Origin of the sequence: Cohnella sp. (assembly GCF_041640265.1) — a bacterium.
Lineage (GTDB): Bacteria > Bacillota > Bacilli > Paenibacillales > Paenibacillaceae > Cohnella.
Genome location: NZ_JBEQAP010000014.1, coordinates 15,790 through 33,858 on the forward strand (window position 1 = coordinate 15,790; position 18,069 = coordinate 33,858).

Consider the following 18,069-nt stretch of genomic DNA (forward strand, 5'->3'; position numbering starts at 1 on the left):
TTTTCAGGAAAAGCATCCGAATCCAGGCAATCGCGAGGAAAAATGCAATCTTTCAGAATTAAGTGAATTGCGGAATCCGGCACCTGTTTTGTAAAGTTTAAGTAAACAGGGGAGGTATTTTTAAGTGAGCGATTTCACTGAGGAAGTGCAGAACGGAGTTCACAATTTCAGCAGCGAATCCGATTGGGTTAAACCGGAAGATCCGCTTATTCTAGAGCGGCTGGAATGGTTCAAGGATCAAAAACTGGGATTGATGATGCATTGGGGTCCCTATTCCCAACTGGGTACGGTGGAGTCGTGGGCTCTGAGCGACGAGGACGGCGACTGGTCACGCGACGACATTAACTGGACAAGCGACATGGAGGAATTTAAACGCCAATATTTCGGATTGAACAAGACGTTTAATCCGGTTCGCTTTCAGCCGGACGTATGGGCGGAGCTCGCTGCCGAAGGCGGGTTCAAGTATTTGATATTCACGACCAAACATCACGACGGCTTCAGCATGTGGGATACGCATGCGACGGACTACCGGATTACGGGCTCGGACACTCCTTTTCACACCCACCCCTATGCGGACATTTGCAAGCACGTATTCGATGCGTTTCGCTCGAAAGGATTGGCCATCGCCGCTTATTTCTCCAAAGCGGATTGGAACACCCCGTACTATTGGGCGCCGGGTATGGCGCGAGGCCGCAACATGTGGCGGGGACCATCCTATGACCCGAAGGACTATCCCTGGCTGTGGGAAAAGTTCGTTCAGTTTACCCATGAGCAAATCATGGAATTGATGACCCGGTATGGTCGAATCGATGTACTGTGGTTGGATGCCGGCTGGGTTAAAGCAGGAAGGGGCGGGCAGGATATAAGGCTTGGCGAGGTCGTTGAACGGGCGCGTGAAACCCAGCCGTGGCTGCTTTCGGCCGATCGCACGGTTGGAGGTCCGTATGAAAATTACGTAACGCCGGAGCAGACGATTCCGGACGGCCCCCTGAATGTGCCATGGGAAAGCTGCATAACAATGGGTACCTCCTTCTCTTTCCGCTATGAGGATCAATATAAATCGACCAGAAAACTGGTGCATATTCTTCTAGAGGTGGTGGCGAAAGGAGGCAACCTAGCGTTAAATGTGGGACCCCAGCCCGACGGTCGATTGCCGGAAGGTGCTGTTAGACGAATGAAGGAGCTTGGCGCATGGATGAAAAAGTACGGGGAAGCCGTATATGGGACACGAATTTGCGCTCCTTATTATACAAGCGGATGCGCGTTCACCCGCAAAGAGGATACGGTATACTGCTCTTATCTATATCCAAGTCCGGATTCACCTGTAACGGAACATATCCATATTCCCTATATGGAAACAGTTGCGAGCATCGAATTGATCGGCGTCGACGGAAATCTAGAATATGTCCGGTCAGAAGAAGGGATAACTGTTCGTCTTCCAAGGTCCGAATGGACGGGCGAAGCCCCGATCGCTCACGTATTGCGGATCATGACGCTTTGATCGGAGAGCCGCTCATTTCCAATCTTTACATGATACGCTAATGCCGCAAAAGGGCACTTTTCGGGTATGAGTTGTGATATAAAGGAGAAAAGGGGGTTCCGTTCCGTATGAATAGAAACTGGTTCCGCAAACTCCTTTTATCATACCTGCCTGTGTTTTTCGTCGTCATCACGATTTTATTCGTGGTTTTCTTTCAGACGTTAAATGAACAGAGCCGCAAAGAAACGATCAAAGCCAATGAATTTCTAGCCCAGCAAGTTATACGGACCACGGACAACTCGCTGAAAGCGATAGATTACAATGTCGTGAGAGATATACTCATCCATCCGGTCCTGTCGCGGTTTTTCAGCCTTGAAAACATCGACGCTTACGAGAACATTCAGGCCGTTAAGGTTATGGAAAACTTGAAATTCAATTATCCGATCATTGATTCCATTTATTTCGTACGATTGAAGGACCAGTACGTGTTAGGTGATGGTTCCTCCTTCAGAATGGAAGAGTTCGCGGATAAAACCTTCATCGAACAGGTTAAGCAGAGCAAAGCTAACGTTAAATGGACGGACAAAAGGATTTATAAAGCGTACCCCGATGTCGCTGGAGAAGAAGTCATTACGCTTGTGCGGGGATACCCTTATTTTAGCAGTGTAAAAAAAGGTTTTTTTGTAGTGAATGTCAGTTTGCCGAAACTTACGGCTTCCATCGTCCAAATGTATAATCCCGGTATCAGCTTTGTCCGTTTAATCGACGGCCAAGGACAGAATCTGGTGGGAGTAGAGGATGAAGGGAAAGTATTCTCCCAGTTTGTCTCTCCTTATACCGGTTGGCAGGTGGAAAGCGGCCTTATCGACAAAGGGATTATTCGTCTTACCCTGAAGTTTTATAATGTTTGGCTTATCACGGCGATTGCCGCGGTGCTGCTTGGCGTCATTTGGCTGATCTACGTAACCAAACGGAATTATAAACCGATCGGGCAGATTGTCTCGCTGATCCAAACCAGCTCATTGACGAATAAGGAAGCTGGCAAGCCGGGCGAGAACGAATTCGGCTTCATTCGCGGCGCATTGGAGCATATGATGGAGGAAATGCAGAAAATCCGGCAGCAGAACCTGGACATTTTCATCCGGCAAAAAAAGCATAGATTTCAGGAAGCGATGGAAGGATCCGTTCCGATTAACGAGAAGGAATGGCTATCCGACTTGAAAAAATATAATCTGGATGTCGTCGGACAGAAAGCCTACGTTCAAGTGCTGGAAATCGATGGTTATCACTCTTTTTCTCAAACCTATAATCAACACGATCAATCCCTGCTCAAGTTTCTTCTATCCAGCGTCCTTCAGGAAACGGTTCAGATTCGAGAAGCGTACATTTGGGCGGAATGGATGACCGACCGCCGGCTCGCCGCTATCGTATGGGTTCCAGATGAGGAGAAAATGATAGAGCTTAGAGATAAAACAGCCGCATTGGCCATTCAGTGGGTGAAACAGAATCTGAGCTTCACGATCACCCTTGGTCAGGGAAGCACGGCTTCCACGCTCGAAGAGCTGCGCAGTTCTTACGAAATTGCAGTCAGCATGCTTCAATATAAAGCTGTTCTGGGCACGGGTCGGGTTATTCATCCGGTAGAAGTAACAAGGCCCCAAACAAGGAGTCACGAATACTTCCACACGATCTATTCTTTTACCCAAGCCTTTCGGTTGCCCGATCATGAATGGGACAAGCATTTGAACGAATTGTTCAAGCAAATCAGGGACTCCATCTCCTCGCGGAAAGAAATCGAAAGTCTCTTGCAATTTCTTCATCAGCATTTGGACCGCGTCTTTTTGGAACTGTCCAAAGAGTATCGGAATGTTTGGAAAGAAGCGGAAAAGGAATTACTTGAATTAGAGAAATACTGGGAAACAGTTAATGAACTCGAGCGCCACTGCATCCGTATCTTTGGGGCTGCATCCGAAAAAATGAAAACCTTAAGGGATTCTCATCGAAACCGGATCGTCATTGGCGAAATCCGCAGCTACATCGAAGAGCATTATGCCAACCCGGATCTTTCACTCGACTATTTGAGTAATAAATTCCTGATGCAGGCAAAAAACATCAGCAAATTGTTCAAGGAAGAATTCGGCGAAAACTTCGTGGACTTCCTGATCGGGCTCCGCATCAAAAATGCTCAAACAAGACTTCTTGATACGGAGAAATCACTGCAAGAGATCGGCTTAGAGGTAGGGTACTACAATTACAATTCCTTTAACCGCGCCTTCAAAAATATCGCGGGAGTTTCTCCCAGCGATTTCCGCAAGCAAGCTGGAATTTGATTTATAATGTTGCGACTATTCGTTCAAATCCTTGGTTCGTGTCAATAAATCTGACGCGAACTAAGGATTTTCTATTAGGTGAAAAGTGAGAAGCGTAGAAAATTACGAAGTAAGCGCTTTATTCCAACTTTTATAAGCTATTTCTGGTGTTGAGAAAAATGTGTTGTCAACGAATCTTACAAATTGATCGATGAAGTAGGGGGAGTTTAGTATTAAGTTATCAACCGGGGCAACCTGCAGAGCAACGCTCGGGCTAATCGGGACAATAAGGGGAAATGCGTATGAGCCAATCTTGGATAAAGATGAAGCGAAGTTGGGAATTATACTGTCTTGTTTTTCTCCCAGTGCTGTATCTACTGATTTTCAAATACATTCCGATGGTCGGAGTCCAAATCGCTTTCAAAGATTTTAATGTTATAGACGGGGTTTGGGGGAGCCCTTGGGTCGGAATGAAGCACTTCGAATTGTTCTTTAATTCCCCAAATTTTTGGATGATTATCAAGAATACGCTTGGCGTCAGTTTCTATTCCTTGTTTGCCGGGTTTCCTGTTCCAGTCTTGCTTGCATTGGCGTTGAATGAAATTCGCACCGGTTTCTTCAAGCGGTCGGTACAAATGGTAACGTATGCCCCGCACTTTATTTCCACCGTTGTCATGGTTTCTATCCTCATTCTGATGCTCACGCCGCATGTCGGAGTAGTAGAGCGCATATTCACGTTCCTAGGACTGCCGACATCCAACTTCATGGGGGTTCCAGAATATTTCAAATCCATCTATGTCTGGTCCGGTGTGTGGCAGGAAATGGGGTACAATTCCATCATCTTCATCGCGGCGCTCGCAAGTGTCGATCCTTCCTTATATGAAGCGGCCCGAATCGATGGAGCCTCCAGAGTGCGGAAGATTATTCATATCGATCTGCCTGCTCTGGTTCCGGTTATGATCATCATGATGATCCTGAAACTAGGACAGGTTATGGGCATCGAATTTGAAAAGATTTATTTGATGCAAAACTCGCTCAATATAAGCTCGTCCGAAGTCATCTCCACTTATGTTTACAAGGTAGGTTTGCTCGGCGCGAATTTCAGCTTCTCCACGGCCGTCTCCTTTTTCAATTCCGTCATAAACCTGATCCTGGTTCTATTTGTAAATTCCATTGCGCGCAGATTTTCACAGACAAGCCTGTGGTAAAGGAGGAGAAACATGTTTAACAAAAATAGAATCAAAGAATCCTTCGGCGACCGTGTCCTCCTCATATCCCTTTACACCTTATTAAGTGTGTTGATGCTGAGTGTCTTATATCCCCTCCTGTACATTTTAAGTTCGTCGCTCAGTTCGCCAAGAGCGGTCGTGTCCGGGCAAGTATGGCTGTTTCCGGTAGAGTTTTCGTTCAGGGCATATGAATCAGTGCTCCAAAGCTCTCAGATTATGCTTGGCTATATGAACTCGATTATTTATATGGTGGTCGGAACGTTGATCAATGTCGTGTTAACGGTGCTGCTGGCGTTCCCGCTTTCACAGAAAAATTTTTATGGACGTAATATCGTCGTCATTATCATGATGATTACCTTCTTCTTCAATGGGGGACTCATACCCACCTATTTGCTCGTCAAGGACCTTCACATGCTGGATACCCGTTGGGCGCTTTGGCTTCCAAGTGCGTTGTCCGTCTTTCAGGTCATCGTTGCCAGGACTTTTTTCCAAACCTCCATACCGTCAGAGCTTCAGGAAGCAGCTCAGATCGACGGGTGCAGGGACATCCGGTTTCTGGTAAGCATCGTAGTTCCGTTGTCCAAACCAGTTCTTGCCGTTTTGGCACTGTTGTACTCGGTAGGTCATTGGAATGCATACTTCGATGCCTTGATCTACTTAAGGTCGGAACACTTATTCCCGTTGCAATATGTACTTCGCAACCTGCTGATCCTCAACGCGGCCGATCCCGAAATGCTGGCGAATACGGCGCAAAAGATGCGCGACCAAGGCTTCGAGACAGTACTCAAGTACGCGCTGATCGTGGTAGCCTGCATCCCTGTCCTGGTTATGTATCCTTTTATACAAAAGCATTTTGTCAAAGGCGTCATGATCGGTTCCTTAAAAGGCTGAGTGCAGAAACCAGGTTTATTCTTGATGGAGGTGAGGGCCCAAAGAGAAGGAAGGCGCAATACCGCTGCACCGCCGTATCATGAGTTTTCTGCATTTTGGATTTACATTCAAAGGAGGAGTCTGTTTTGAAAAAATCATTGTGGGTAACGGTCATAATCTTGCTAATCGTAAGTATGGTGCTAGCCGCTTGTGGCAACAACAAAAAAGAGAATGCTGCAGAAACGCCGAGCGCCGGAACTAGCCCTACAGCCAGCGCAGAACAATCGACACCAGCGGAACCGGTGGAAGTTACTTTCTTCGCTCCTCAGGGAAAAGCTCCATTGGAAGCCAACGATTATACGAAGCTGGTCGAAGAGAAGTTTAACGTCAAAATTAAGTGGGATCTTGCTCCCGCAGATGCATTGGTTGACCGCAGACAGCTTCTGCTGGCCAGCGGCGACTATCCGGAAGTGTTCTTGGAAGGCAAGTTTTCGAATTCAGATCTCATGACGTATGGCAAGCAGGGTGTATTGCTTCCACTCAACGATCTGATCGAGAAATATGCTCCGAATCTCAAAGCGTTGATGGAGAAGAAGCCGTTTTTGAAACAAGCGATGACGGCTCCGGACGGCAATATATACGGAATTCCGCGTTTCAACGAATGTTACCATTGCACATATTCCCAGAAGTACTGGATGAACAAAGAATGGCTCGACAAGGTTGGATTGCCGGTACCGACAACGACGGACGAGCTGTACACCGTGCTTAAAGCTTTCAAAACGATGGATCCGAACGGCAACGGTAAAGCCGATGAAATTCCGCTGACCGGCGCGCCAAACAAATCCGTCTGGAATGGCAACATCGACGCTTACCTGATGAACTCGTTTATTTATAACGACAACGATAAATATTTGACGATGGAGGGCGGCAGGGTAGATTTTGCTCCAAACAAAGAAGCATGGAAGGAAGGCCTCGCGTACATGAACAAATTGTACAAAGAGGGGTTGATCGATCCTGCTTCGTTCACACAGAACGATCAGGCGATTGGCCAGCTGGGCAACCGTGAGGGCGTGGAAATAACTGGCTCCATAACCACCGCGCTGGTCAGCTACCTGCTTAATGTCGGGGAAGAAAGCATTACCCGTCACAAGCATTGGGTCATCGTGCCGCCGCTCAAAGGACCGCAAGGTGTTCAGCTTGCAGGTACGTGGCAAGGTCTGGGAGAATTCGCGTTCACGATTACGAACAAAGCGAGCGAAGCGCAGCAAATCGCCGCTATCCAAATTGCCGATTATGCCTTTAGCGAAGAAGGCGCACTGTTAAGCGAATACGGAACGAACGAAGGCGTCGGCTGGAACAAGGCGCAGCCGGGCGAGAAAAACAACGACGGCGAACAGGCTAAATATTCCTTCGAGGGCCTCAAGGCGCAGGATGAGAACGCTGTTAGAAACGACAGCTGGTCGCTGCTCGGACCTAAGGATATGTCAAAGGAATTCCGCGACTCGTTCGCGTCATCGCAGGATCCTTTAAGCATCAAGGGCTACGAAAGACGTCTGGCGGATGCGACGAAGGCATATGAGCCATATGCTCCTAAAGAAATCTATCCGGCAAGCGCATATATCCTTCCGGAGGATTCAGACGTTGCAGCACAGCTTGCGACTTCGATCAAAGACTATGTGCAAAGCAATATGGCCCAATTCATTCTCGGCAAAAAAACCATCGACAAGGACTGGGATTCATACGTGAAAGGCTTTGACGGATTGAACCTGACGAAATATATTGAAATTTACCAAAATGCGATCGCAAAAAAATAATCGCTAAACGAGCGGAACGGAAAATAACCTTCGGGTTTGCTTCCTTCCGCTTTGTTTATAAATAGAGCAAAGGAGCGGGATTATGAGCTATAGGGATTCGTCTCTGCCGGCAGCGGAAAGAGCCCGGAAGCTGCTGGCTTTAATGACGATCGAAGAGAAGATCGGCCAACTGATTCAGCCCTTCGGTTGGAAAATATACCATAAAGACAATGGCAGCATCCTTCTTGATGAAGCCTTCAAAAATCAAGTGATAAATGGCGGCGTCGGGTCGCTGTACGGAGTGCTTCGCGCCGATCCGTGGACTAGGGTTACGTTGGAAAACGGACTGTCGCCGGAAGAGGGAGCCAAAGCGGTCAATGAAATTCAACGCTACGCAATCGGAAGCTCGCGGCTCGGAATTCCGATCCTGTTTGGCGAGGAATGCTCGCATGGACATATGGCGATCGGCGCAACTGTTTTCCCGGTTCCAATCCTAGTAGGCAGTACATGGAATTTGGACTTATATAGGCGAATGTGCCGCGCGATTGCAGCGGAGACCCGAAGCCAGGGAGGTGCTGTGACTTATTCCCCCGTACTGGATGTTGTCAGGGATCCCCGCTGGGGCCGAACCGAGGAGTGCTTCGGAGAAGATCCCTATATGATCGGAGAAATGGCGGTGGCCGCAGTCGAAGGGCTGCAAGGAGAAAATCTAGATTCCGAGGATAGCGTTATCGCGACGCTGAAGCATTTCGTAGCATACGGCAGCTCCGAAGGGGGTCGGAATGCGGGGCCGGTTCATATGGGCTTGCGTGAGCTGCAAGAAAGCGACCTTCTCCCATTCCGTAAAGGAGTTGAGGCAGGCGCTTTGTCCGTCATGACAGCTTACAACGAAATCGATGGGGTTCCTTGCACGTCGAACGAATATTTGTTGCAGCAGCTTTTGCGTGAAGAATGGGGCTTTGACGGATTTGTTATTACGGACTGCGGCGCCATCAATATGTTGGCCTACGGTCATGATGTTGCTCAGGATGGGGAAGAAGCGGCGGCGATCTCCCTCAAAGCGGGCGTCGATATGGAGATGTCCGGTGAAATGTTCGGCAAGCACCTTCAATCGGCACTGCAGAACAAAAAGGTTACGGAAGCGGATCTGGACGAAGCGGTTAACCGCGTATTGAACATTAAGTTTAGGCTCGGATTGTTTGAACGCCCGTATGTCGATCCCGGCAAAGCCGCGCAAATCATCGGCTGCCGGGAGCATGTCGAGCTTGCCCGGCAGGTCGCCCTTGAAGGGATCGTTTTACTGAAAAACGACGGCGGGACGCTTCCTTTGAACAAAGACACCGGTAAAATCGCGGTGATCGGGCCAAACGCGAACCAAATTTATAATCAACTTGGAGACTATACCTCTCCGCAGCCCCGCCATCAAGTGGTTACCCTATTGGACGGTATCCGCAACAAATTAGGCGGGCATCGTGATGATCGGATCCTGTACGCACCGGGCTGCAGGATTAAAGGGGATTCCAAAGAAGGCTTCGAGCTGGCATTGAAATGCGCCGCGCAAGCGGACGTTGTCGTCTTGGCGCTGGGCGGCTCCAGTGCGCGCGATTTCGGCGAAGGGACGATCGATCTCCGAACAGGTGCTTCCGTTGTAACCGAGCATTCGTGGAGTGACATGGAATGCGGCGAAGGGATTGACCGGACGGGCCTGCATTTGCTTGGCGTACAGCTGGAGTTGGCGCAAGAAATTCATAAGCTGGGGAAACCTGTAATTATCGTTTATATCAATGGCCGTCCGATTGTGGAGCCATGGATTGACGAGTTTGCCCATGCGATCATAGAGGCTTGGTATCCGGGACAGGAAGGCGGTAACGCCCTGGCCGATATTTTGTTCGGCGACGCTAATCCTTCCGGTCGTTTAACCGTATCGGTTCCGAAAGACGTAGGTCAGCTGCCGGTTTATTACAACGGGAAAAGAAGCAGGGGCAAGCGGTATCTAGAAACGGACGCGAAGCCTCGTTATCCGTTCGGCTTCGGGTTAAGCTACACGTCGTTTCATTACGACGGACTGAGCATTTCCCCTGAACGGATCACTCCGGATATGGAAGTGACTGTAACGGTCAACATCACCAACACGGGCGCGGTTTCGGGCATGGAAGTAGTACAGTTATACGTTTCCGATAAGGTCAGCTCCGTAACCAGACCTGAGAAAGAATTGAAAGGTTTCCGTAAAGTGACGCTTGCGCCCGGAGAAACCCGTATGGTTGCCTTTACGCTTGCGAGGGAGCATCTACAATTGTTTAATCAGCAGTTTGAGCCAGTCGTCGAAGATGGGGAATTCCGAATTATAGTCGGGGGAAACGCTGACGAGGAATTTATCAGCACGTCTTTATTCGTTCAGAATGAGGTGTAACCTAATGTACCGAATATTACGTTTCATTAAATATTTATCCGATAAACAATGGCTGAACGCCGTCCCGATTCGCGACTGGGAGATGAGAAAAGCCCGTTATGTCAACCCGGGAGAATATGAATTCGAATCGGCCCAAGACAGTTTGTTTATGACGGATCGGTTGGACGGCAAGCATGGAATTACTTACTTTTTGGCTAAGAAAATTGTGATTCCTTCGGAGTGGGCGTCCGATCCGGTCGGTTTGGTCATCGAAGGCGGAGGAGAAGGGCTGCTGAGAGTAAACGGCGTTTCTTATCACGGGTTGGACCGAAACCATCCTTTCGTTCCGCTGTATTTGGGCGAGATCGGCAGCGAACCGCTGTTCGAAATCGAGCTGTACGATCCGATTCCGGAGCCGGTCGATCCGTTAAACGCTCAATCTACGATCCATCCGCCCGTCCAAAGCCTTCATATTCGGCTTGTTCGCGTGAATAAACCACTGCAGAGCTTATTATATAGCGTCATGGTGGCTTACGAAGCGATGCTGCTGCTTCCCGAGCAGGATTTGGCCCGGTTGAAAATGATGAAAGCTTTGTATGAAGCGATGGATGAAACGGACCGGTTTCTTGAAAGCCGACCGACCGATGGAGAATGGATGCGCTCCATGGAGGAAAGACTGGTGGATCGCATTCAAGCGTTAATGCCTGATCAACGTGCGGGCGGTATGATGCATATGGTCGGCCAATCGCACATCGATGTGGCTTGGCTATGGCCCGTGCGGGAAACCGTCCGCAAAGTCAGTCGTACATTTTCCACCGTGACTACTTTGATGGAGGAGTATCCGGATTTCGTCTATTCCCAGAGCCAGCCGTTGTTATATGCTTTCGCGAAGGAACACGATCCGGCGTTATACGAGATAATCAAAACGAGAATCGCGGAAGGACGTTGGGAATTGGTTGGCGGCATGTGGGTGGAGCCGGATTTGAACATTCCGAGCGGAGAATCCCTCGTACGCCAAATGCTGTACGGCCAATCCTTTTATAAAGAGGAATTTGGGAAAACCTCGAATATAGAATGGCTGCCGGACACATTCGGATACTGCGCTTCGCTTCCGCAGATGTTGAAGCTTGCAGGCATCGAATATTTCATGACAACGAAATTGAATTGGAACGATACCAACAAGTTCCCTTACGATCTGTTCCACTGGGTAGGAATTGACGGGACGTCGATCCTATCTTATTTGAACCATGGCTTGAACGAGCATACGAAACCGAAGGATATCCATGAGCATTGGCAAGCTTTTCGTCAAAAAGACAAGCATGACGAGCTAATGCTGCTGTACGGGCATGGAGATGGCGGCGGCGGGGTTACCCGCGAGATGATCGAATTCGTACGCCGTTCTCCGCTCATGACCCATTTGCCATCTAGCCAGTTCAGTACAGCCGGGGCTTTCTTCGAAGAGGTCGGGAAAATCGGACAATCGCTGCCGCAATGGAACGGCGACTTGTATTTGGAGCTTCATAGGGGAACCTACACGACGCATGCTCGCAATAAACGCAACAATCGAAAGGCAGAAGTGCTGTACCGTGAGGCGGAAATTTGGAATAGTATTGCGCCCCTTTATAGGAATAGGGAACAGGTGAACAACATTCAAGAAGCGCTTCGCGAAGGCTGGAAGCTAATTATGTTGAACCAGTTTCATGATATTATACCGGGCACGGCGATAACCGAAACCTATGAAACGTCCGCAAGAGAGTACGAGCGGGTGTTTGAGCTGGGGAATGAATGCCTTGAGCAATCGCTGCAGACAATAGCGGCGCAAGTTTCGGCAACCGGAGAAGGAACGCCTTATCTCGTATTCAACAGTCTCGGTTGGGAGCGGGATGAAGTCGTCACGATTGACGGGGACGCCGAACTCTTGAGATCAGGCGTAATCGATCATACCGGAAATCAATTGGAATGCGATGTCCGAGGCAAGGAGTCTGTTCCCGGCCATTATACGATGTCGGTTAACGTTCCATCGATTCCAGCCTTCGGTTATACGACGATATGGCTCAAGACGTTGAAGGAATCCGCCGGCGATGATTCATTTCGCGCGATAACAACGGATTCGTTTGACGCTTGGGAAACCGGCCAATACCGGCTGGAGTTCAATTCGGAAGGGGAAATTACGCGCTGGCTGGATAAAACCGCCGATCGCGAGCTTTTACTTCCCGGAGCGAAAGCCAATGAATTGCAATTTTTTCACGATAAACCGCTCTATTGGGATGCCTGGGATATCGACCCTCGTTTTGAAGCGCAGCGTGCCGGTCAGGTTAAACTGGTCAAGAAGGAGCTTGTCTCGCAAGGAAAGACGGCGGACGTGTTAAGGTTTGAGTGGATGTTAAACAGATCGTTCATCAGCCAGGACATCATCCTGTATCATCATCAACAACGGGTCGATTTCAAAACAAGCGTACAGTGGAATGAAGACCATAAATTATTGAAGGTAGCGTTCCCTGTCGACATCGTTGCCAACAAGGCGACCTATGAAATTCCATTCGGCGCTTTGGAAAGGCCGACCCATAACAACACGAGCTGGGAACAAGCCCAGTATGAGGTTTGCGGCCATCGCTGGGCGGATTTGTCCGAGGGCGGATACGGCGTAAGCCTGCTGAACGATTGCAAATACGGCTACGATATCAAGGGCAGCACCATGAGACTATCTTTATTGCGAGCTCCGAAATGGCCGGATGCTTCGGCAGATCAAGGGGAGCATGAATTTACTTACTCCTTGTATCCCCACCAGCTGGATTGGCGGAGAGCAGGAGTTGTTCGCAAAGCCGCCGAACTGAATCACCCCGTCATAGTCATGCGTATCCCTGCACCGAAATTTACTGCGATCGATCAAGCTTCCTTGCCAAGCGAACAGTCCATAATCTTCTGGGAGAGCCGCTCTGTGATACTAGACACGATAAAAGCCGCGGAGCGCGGCACCGGAACGATCCTTCGGTTATACGAATCATCGGGAAGCCGGGAGAGTGTCAGCATCCGTATTCCGAATTTGCCTGCCCAGGTTTATACTGTCAACCTGCTTGAAGAAGAGCTGGAACTCTTGAACATAAACAATGGAATTCTGAGCTTGGATTTCAAGCCGTTCGAGATCAAATCCGTCTTATTGCTGATGTAGAGGGAGATAGAATGAAATGAAATTACCGCAGGCGATACAAGATGTATTGAAGATAGCCGAATCAAAACTAAGTCACGACCCGAAATTGCTGTACATGTTTAAGCAGTGCTTTCCCAACACTTTGGAAACAACGACAAAGGTCTCGGATGACGGGACCTCTTTCGTGTTTACGGGAGACATTCCGGCAATGTGGCTCAGGGATTCAAGCGCGCAGGTTCGGCATTACTTGCCGTTTGCCGCACAGGATCACGAGCTGCAGCAAATCATAAAGGGATTGATCAAGCGGCAGTTGCAGTATATCGCTGTCGATCCTTATGCGAATGCATTCAACGAGGAACCGAATAACCAACGGTACTCGGAAGATATTACGGAGCACAATCCTTGGGTATGGGAACGCAAGTATGAATTGGATTCCTTGTGTTATCCGCTTCAGCTCAGTTATTTGTACTGGCAATCCACGGGTGATGCTTCGTTGTTCGATGATCGCTTTAAGGAAATCGTTTATTTGATCATTCGGCTATGGACAACCGAACAGAGACATCTTGAACAGTCACCGTATCGTTTCACTAGATTGAACGGTCCGGCTACAGAGACACTCCAAAACTACGGAATGGGTATGCCCGTTAATTATACGGGAATGACTTGGTCAGGCTTTCGTCCAAGCGATGATGCCTGTACCTTCGGCTATTTGATCCCTTCGAATATGTTTGCGGTTGTTGTCCTTCGATATATACAGGAAATAGCCAGTGAAGTCTATCAGGATGAAGCTTTGGAGAAGCGGGCCGCCGTTCTAGAGGCGGAAATTAATTATGGGATTCAAACCTATGGCATTGTGCAGCATCCTGTTTTCGGTAAAATATATGCCTATGAAACGGATGGATATGGCAACTACAACTTAATGGACGATGCGAATGTACCCAGCCTGTTATCCATCCCTTATTTAGGCTATGCCTCTAAGGAGGATCCTATCTATTGCAATACGAGAAGATTCATCTTGAGTGCGGAGAACCCTTATTATTATGCAGGAGAACACGCTCAAGGGATCGGCAGTCCTCATACGCCGAAGCGCTACATTTGGCCGATCAGTCTCGCCATGCAGGGATTAACATCCAATGACCCGGAAGAAATTCAGAGCTTGGTCAAGGTGTTGACCGCTACGGATGCTCAAACTGGATTCATGCACGAAGGCTTTCATGCGGATGACCCGAAGCAATTCACAAGAGAATGGTTTGCTTGGGCGAATAGCTTGTTTGCCGAATTCATATACAGCGTATTCATTGCGTCACCTTAGTCATTCAGCAGCCGAACATAGTTCAAGGCTTTGACAGAAAGCTGTTCCCAATGCATGGAATGGCGAGAAGGCACTTGAACCCATCCATTCATGGGGCGACCGGGCATTGGCTCAAATATTCGGACTCCTTCCATAGACATTAAGCTGTCTTCCGCAGGAAGCTTGAACACCATCTCTTCTTGATGGTACATGGCGAATGCTTTATTGTTTATCTTTAGGCACTTTGCGCCGAACATATTGCCTTTAGCTGCGTTATCCGTAAGGTTAAGGTGCGCGGCAATTTCATTAAACTTTTCCTCAGACTGCGACAATGAATTTCCTCCTAATGAAAACTACACGAATAATTTTCAATTGCCATGACAACATTAAGATGAATGCAAAGAACAGCAAGACAAGTCTTTCTCACAAATAGGAGGTTGCTTCATGACCAATAGTCTGGATGCCATTCGTGCCGATCAAGCTAATTTCCTGGACGAAACTGAGGATGAAGTGAAGGAAGTCCCATCAAGTACGGTTGGCGGTGAAGCAGTCGAGGCGATGGTTACGCACATAAATAAATATGATGTGCCGGAAGAAAAAGAAGGCAAGTGAAGCTTAGGTTTCATTCGTCCCTCCAAAAAACCTGACCTAGTAGGGTCAGGTTTTTGATTGTATGATCTCAAACAGGCAAGGGGGTGAATCCCGTGAGCGAAATGGACTCCGATGTAAATGAAGACCGCAATAGAGAATGGCAGTTGGATCAGTCTTTTGAAGAATGGTATGCACAGATGGAAGACCAATTTCAACAACAAGAAGGAATTACACGTGTTCCTACTCAAAATGTATTCGAAGCTGCGGAACAGATGGATGATGGCTCCTCATGAAAATAAGCAATAAACAAAAAACAGTCTAACACTTTCGTGTTTGACTGTTTTTTGTTTCCGTCAGCTATCGGATACCGGTATACTTTCGGAGGAGGCTAAGATTTACCATGTGCACGCAATAAAATTCACACTTCTTCGATAAGATTCATACTGGACAAGGCAGGAATCCTGTCATACTGTTCTTTATATGTATTGATTAAGGAAGAAGGGTTTGCCATGTGGAGCCGGATTAGACCGAAAAAGATGTATTTAAGCATATTTTTATTTTCCTGCATAGCCGTGAGCTTGCTCACCCTAGTATTCACCATGTTGCTGAGTCAGCAGTTCGCTCGAAGCGCAATGGATGAAATGGAAAAGTCTAATCGGGAGAAAATGAAGCAAGTCGTGAAAACCTCGGAATTTACCTTGCAGAAATTACGTCAGTTTGCGCTGAGAATCTATTCGGATGAAAGTATTGCACTTTGGACGAACACGGATAATAACGATTACTCTCCATTAGCATTGAGTAAAGCCGCGACAAGCGTAAGGGAATTTATGAGCAGCGAGCCTTTCATTCACGGCATTTATTTAATCAATTTCAGTATTGACCAAATCTACACCTCAGACTCAAGCATTTACACGACGCAGAATTTCTACGACCCCATCATGTTGGACTACATTAAGGTCCAAAAAACGCCGTATTTGCAGTATGTTAACCATGAGGTGGAAGGTGAATCGTTTCTGGCTCTTGTCGTGCCGGCAGCCGGTCCTAATCAGAACTATCATGGTTTTGTTGCGATTCTGTTCAGTAAACCCTTGTTGAATGTGAACATGCTGCAGATTTCGGAGGAAGATCAGAACAAAATATATATCGAAGGCAAGAATAAGGAGTTCATTCTGGGCAATACGGATCCTGCGTTAACGAAAGAACTAATGGAAATGGATAAATCGGCAGCAAAGCAGAACGGGAGATGGAAGTCCGGCAATGAAACCTGGTCTATTCAGACAGAACGGTTGCCTATAGAAGGATGGAATGTTTATCACTTATCGCCGATCTCTCTCTGGCAAGCAAAGGTAGCCAAGATTCGGACCGAAATTATCGGTTCCTCAATCATTCTGCTGTTAACTCTACTGTTATACTTGTTCTGGCAGTCCTACCGCAGCTTGAAGCCTATTAGCGACTTGGCCTATCAAATACAAAACAAGCTGGGCAAGAAACATCCCATCGTACAGACAACGAAAACCAATAATGAAATGTCATGGATTCATTCAGGGTTCGATTCCCTTGTTGAGAAGATCGAACAATTGGATTTATCGCTCAAGAGCAGCAAAGCATTGGTGAAGGATGATTTCTTGCGCCAATGGATTCTAAATTCGAAGTCTTCCAGACCGATTAAAGAGTTTATTAGAAACCAAACGCAAATTCTCCGAACCGGATGGTTCCGCATGGCGGTCATACGTCTGGAATCGTATGGACGCTTCGAAGAGCAATTCGACTTTGCTTCGCGCAAATCATTGCGCTTTGCATTAGGAAACATTATGACCGAAGTCCTTGTGAATCACGGCTATGCTGCAGAAACGGTAGATTTCGGCTCTGATCACATCGTGGCGCTCATTTCTTCGTCTACTTCAGAGGAAGACTTGGGATTAGTTGTGGGAGCGATGGAGGACGTAAAGATCCAGATCAGTCGATGGCTGAAGCTGGAGGTGCACGCTGCTGTAAGCTCCGTGCTTGATGTGGAGGAGAATTTGCAGATTATTTATACCCAGCTGTACGAACTGACGTTAATGGGATTCATTAATCATGAGGACAGGGTGTTTACCTCCGAAGATCTGGAGCGATATGAACGCGGCAAAGACAGTGATCTAGATGAAGCATTGCTGAAGCAGGTTATTCACTCTGTTCAGCTCAAGAACGATAAGGCTCTTGAAGGTTATTTGGATCATCTCACCTTGCACATGCAGGAGCTAAGCTATGAGGAATGCAAGCTGCAGCTGACCCACATTATTTATTCGATAATGAAGAGTTTCAAAAATTATAAAACGTTTCAAGGGATGAAGAGTATCCATACTTTCCTGGAGCAATTTGCAACCTTAGGGGAAGTGAAATCGTGGTTGTACCAGGAGATGCTGCAGATCATAGACCAGCACCGCAACAAGAATGCCTCAAGCCGGAAGGATGAGGTCGCTGCCGAGATGGTCGAATACGTACGTAATCATCTTCACAATCCGATGCTTTCCGTGGATGACATTGCCGCCCATGTATCTATGTCCGTGAACTATACCAGACAAATATTCAAGGACCATTTCCATTGCTCATTATCCGATTATATTACAAACCAACGGATAGAGTATGCTATCAAGCTGCTTACAACGACCGATTGGACCGTAGCCGATATAACGGAACAGTCCGGTTTTCAAACCAAGAGCACCTTCTTTTCCTTGTTCAAACGAGCAACCGGAATGACGCCGAATCAATACCGTTTGGATAAGACACAAGCTGAACAGTAGAAATTCGTACTCGGTTTGTTAGAATATATGTACTCATCCATTTGTAACATTCCGTACCGTTTGATAGATACCGGACTGTACGGAAGCTGAGCAATCCCATTATGATCAGACACGAACCGAGCAAGCGGGATGCACGAGCAAAACGCAAATGATCGGCATGTCACTGCTCAGTTGATCTTAAAAAAT

At 47.7% G+C, this 18,069-nt stretch carries 12 protein-coding genes; 11 read left to right on the plus strand and 1 reads right to left on the minus strand.

All coding sequences use genetic code 11. The features are described 5' to 3' along the window. The first annotated feature begins 124 nt into the window (after positions 1-124). The 8 genes from ACESLK_RS12435 (at position 125) to ACESLK_RS12470 (ending at position 14,530) form a co-directional block, all read left to right on the plus strand. Entirely contained in the window at positions 125-1,501 is a 1,377-nt protein-coding gene (locus ACESLK_RS12435; RefSeq protein WP_373229780.1) for an alpha-L-fucosidase, read from the plus strand. A gap of 107 nt (positions 1,502-1,608) precedes the next feature. Continuing rightward, positions 1,609-3,810: a helix-turn-helix domain-containing protein gene (locus tag ACESLK_RS12440; protein ID WP_373229781.1), complete on the plus strand. Its 2,202-nt coding sequence runs from the start codon at positions 1,609-1,611 to the stop codon at positions 3,808-3,810. 275 nt (positions 3,811-4,085) lie between these two features. Next, positions 4,086-4,997 carry an ABC transporter permease gene (locus ACESLK_RS12445; protein ID WP_373229782.1) on the plus strand — a complete coding sequence of 304 codons (912 nt, stop codon included), beginning with the start codon at positions 4,086-4,088 and terminating at the stop codon, positions 4,995-4,997. Positions 4,998-5,009: 12 nt separating this feature from the next. After that, positions 5,010-5,909, plus strand: coding sequence for a carbohydrate ABC transporter permease (locus tag ACESLK_RS12450; protein ID WP_373229783.1), 900 nt, complete (start codon positions 5,010-5,012; stop codon positions 5,907-5,909). Positions 5,910-6,034: 125 nt separating this feature from the next. Further along, positions 6,035-7,702 carry a type 2 periplasmic-binding domain-containing protein gene (locus ACESLK_RS12455; protein WP_373229784.1) on the plus strand — a complete coding sequence of 556 codons (1,668 nt, stop codon included), beginning with the start codon at positions 6,035-6,037 and terminating at the stop codon, positions 7,700-7,702. A gap of 82 nt (positions 7,703-7,784) precedes the next feature. After that, entirely contained in the window at positions 7,785-10,091 is a 2,307-nt protein-coding gene (locus ACESLK_RS12460) for a glycoside hydrolase family 3 N-terminal domain-containing protein (RefSeq protein WP_373229785.1), read from the plus strand. 4 nt (positions 10,092-10,095) lie between these two features. Then, the gene (locus tag ACESLK_RS12465) at positions 10,096-13,239 is read left to right on the plus strand and encodes an alpha-mannosidase (RefSeq protein ID WP_373229786.1); all 3,144 of its coding nucleotides are present in this window, start codon (positions 10,096-10,098) and stop codon (positions 13,237-13,239) included. A 16-nt stretch (positions 13,240-13,255) separates the two neighbouring features. Beyond that, the gene (locus ACESLK_RS12470) at positions 13,256-14,530 is read left to right on the plus strand and encodes a glycoside hydrolase family 125 protein (RefSeq protein ID WP_373229787.1); all 1,275 of its coding nucleotides are present in this window, start codon (positions 13,256-13,258) and stop codon (positions 14,528-14,530) included. Here ACESLK_RS12470 and ACESLK_RS12475 read toward each other — a convergent pair. Next, entirely contained in the window at positions 14,527-14,841 is a 315-nt protein-coding gene (locus tag ACESLK_RS12475; RefSeq protein WP_373229788.1) for a hypothetical protein, read from the minus strand. The genes ACESLK_RS12470 and ACESLK_RS12475 overlap by 4 nt on opposite strands. 112 nt (positions 14,842-14,953) lie before the next feature. Here ACESLK_RS12475 and ACESLK_RS12480 point away from each other — a divergent pair, with 112 nt between their 5' ends. The 3 genes from ACESLK_RS12480 (at position 14,954) to ACESLK_RS12490 (ending at position 17,883) form a co-directional block, all read left to right on the plus strand. Beyond that, the gene (locus ACESLK_RS12480) at positions 14,954-15,121 is read left to right on the plus strand and encodes a hypothetical protein (protein WP_373229789.1); all 168 of its coding nucleotides are present in this window, start codon (positions 14,954-14,956) and stop codon (positions 15,119-15,121) included. Between the two features lie 92 nt (positions 15,122-15,213). Next, positions 15,214-15,393 (plus strand): hypothetical protein, encoded by a 180-nt coding sequence (locus ACESLK_RS12485; RefSeq protein WP_373229860.1) that lies wholly within the window; start codon positions 15,214-15,216, stop codon positions 15,391-15,393. Between the two features lie 279 nt (positions 15,394-15,672). Then, positions 15,673-17,883, plus strand: a complete 2,211-nt coding sequence (locus tag ACESLK_RS12490) for an AraC family transcriptional regulator (RefSeq protein ID WP_373229790.1) — start codon at positions 15,673-15,675, stop codon at positions 17,881-17,883. Positions 17,884-18,069: the final 186 nt, after the last annotated feature.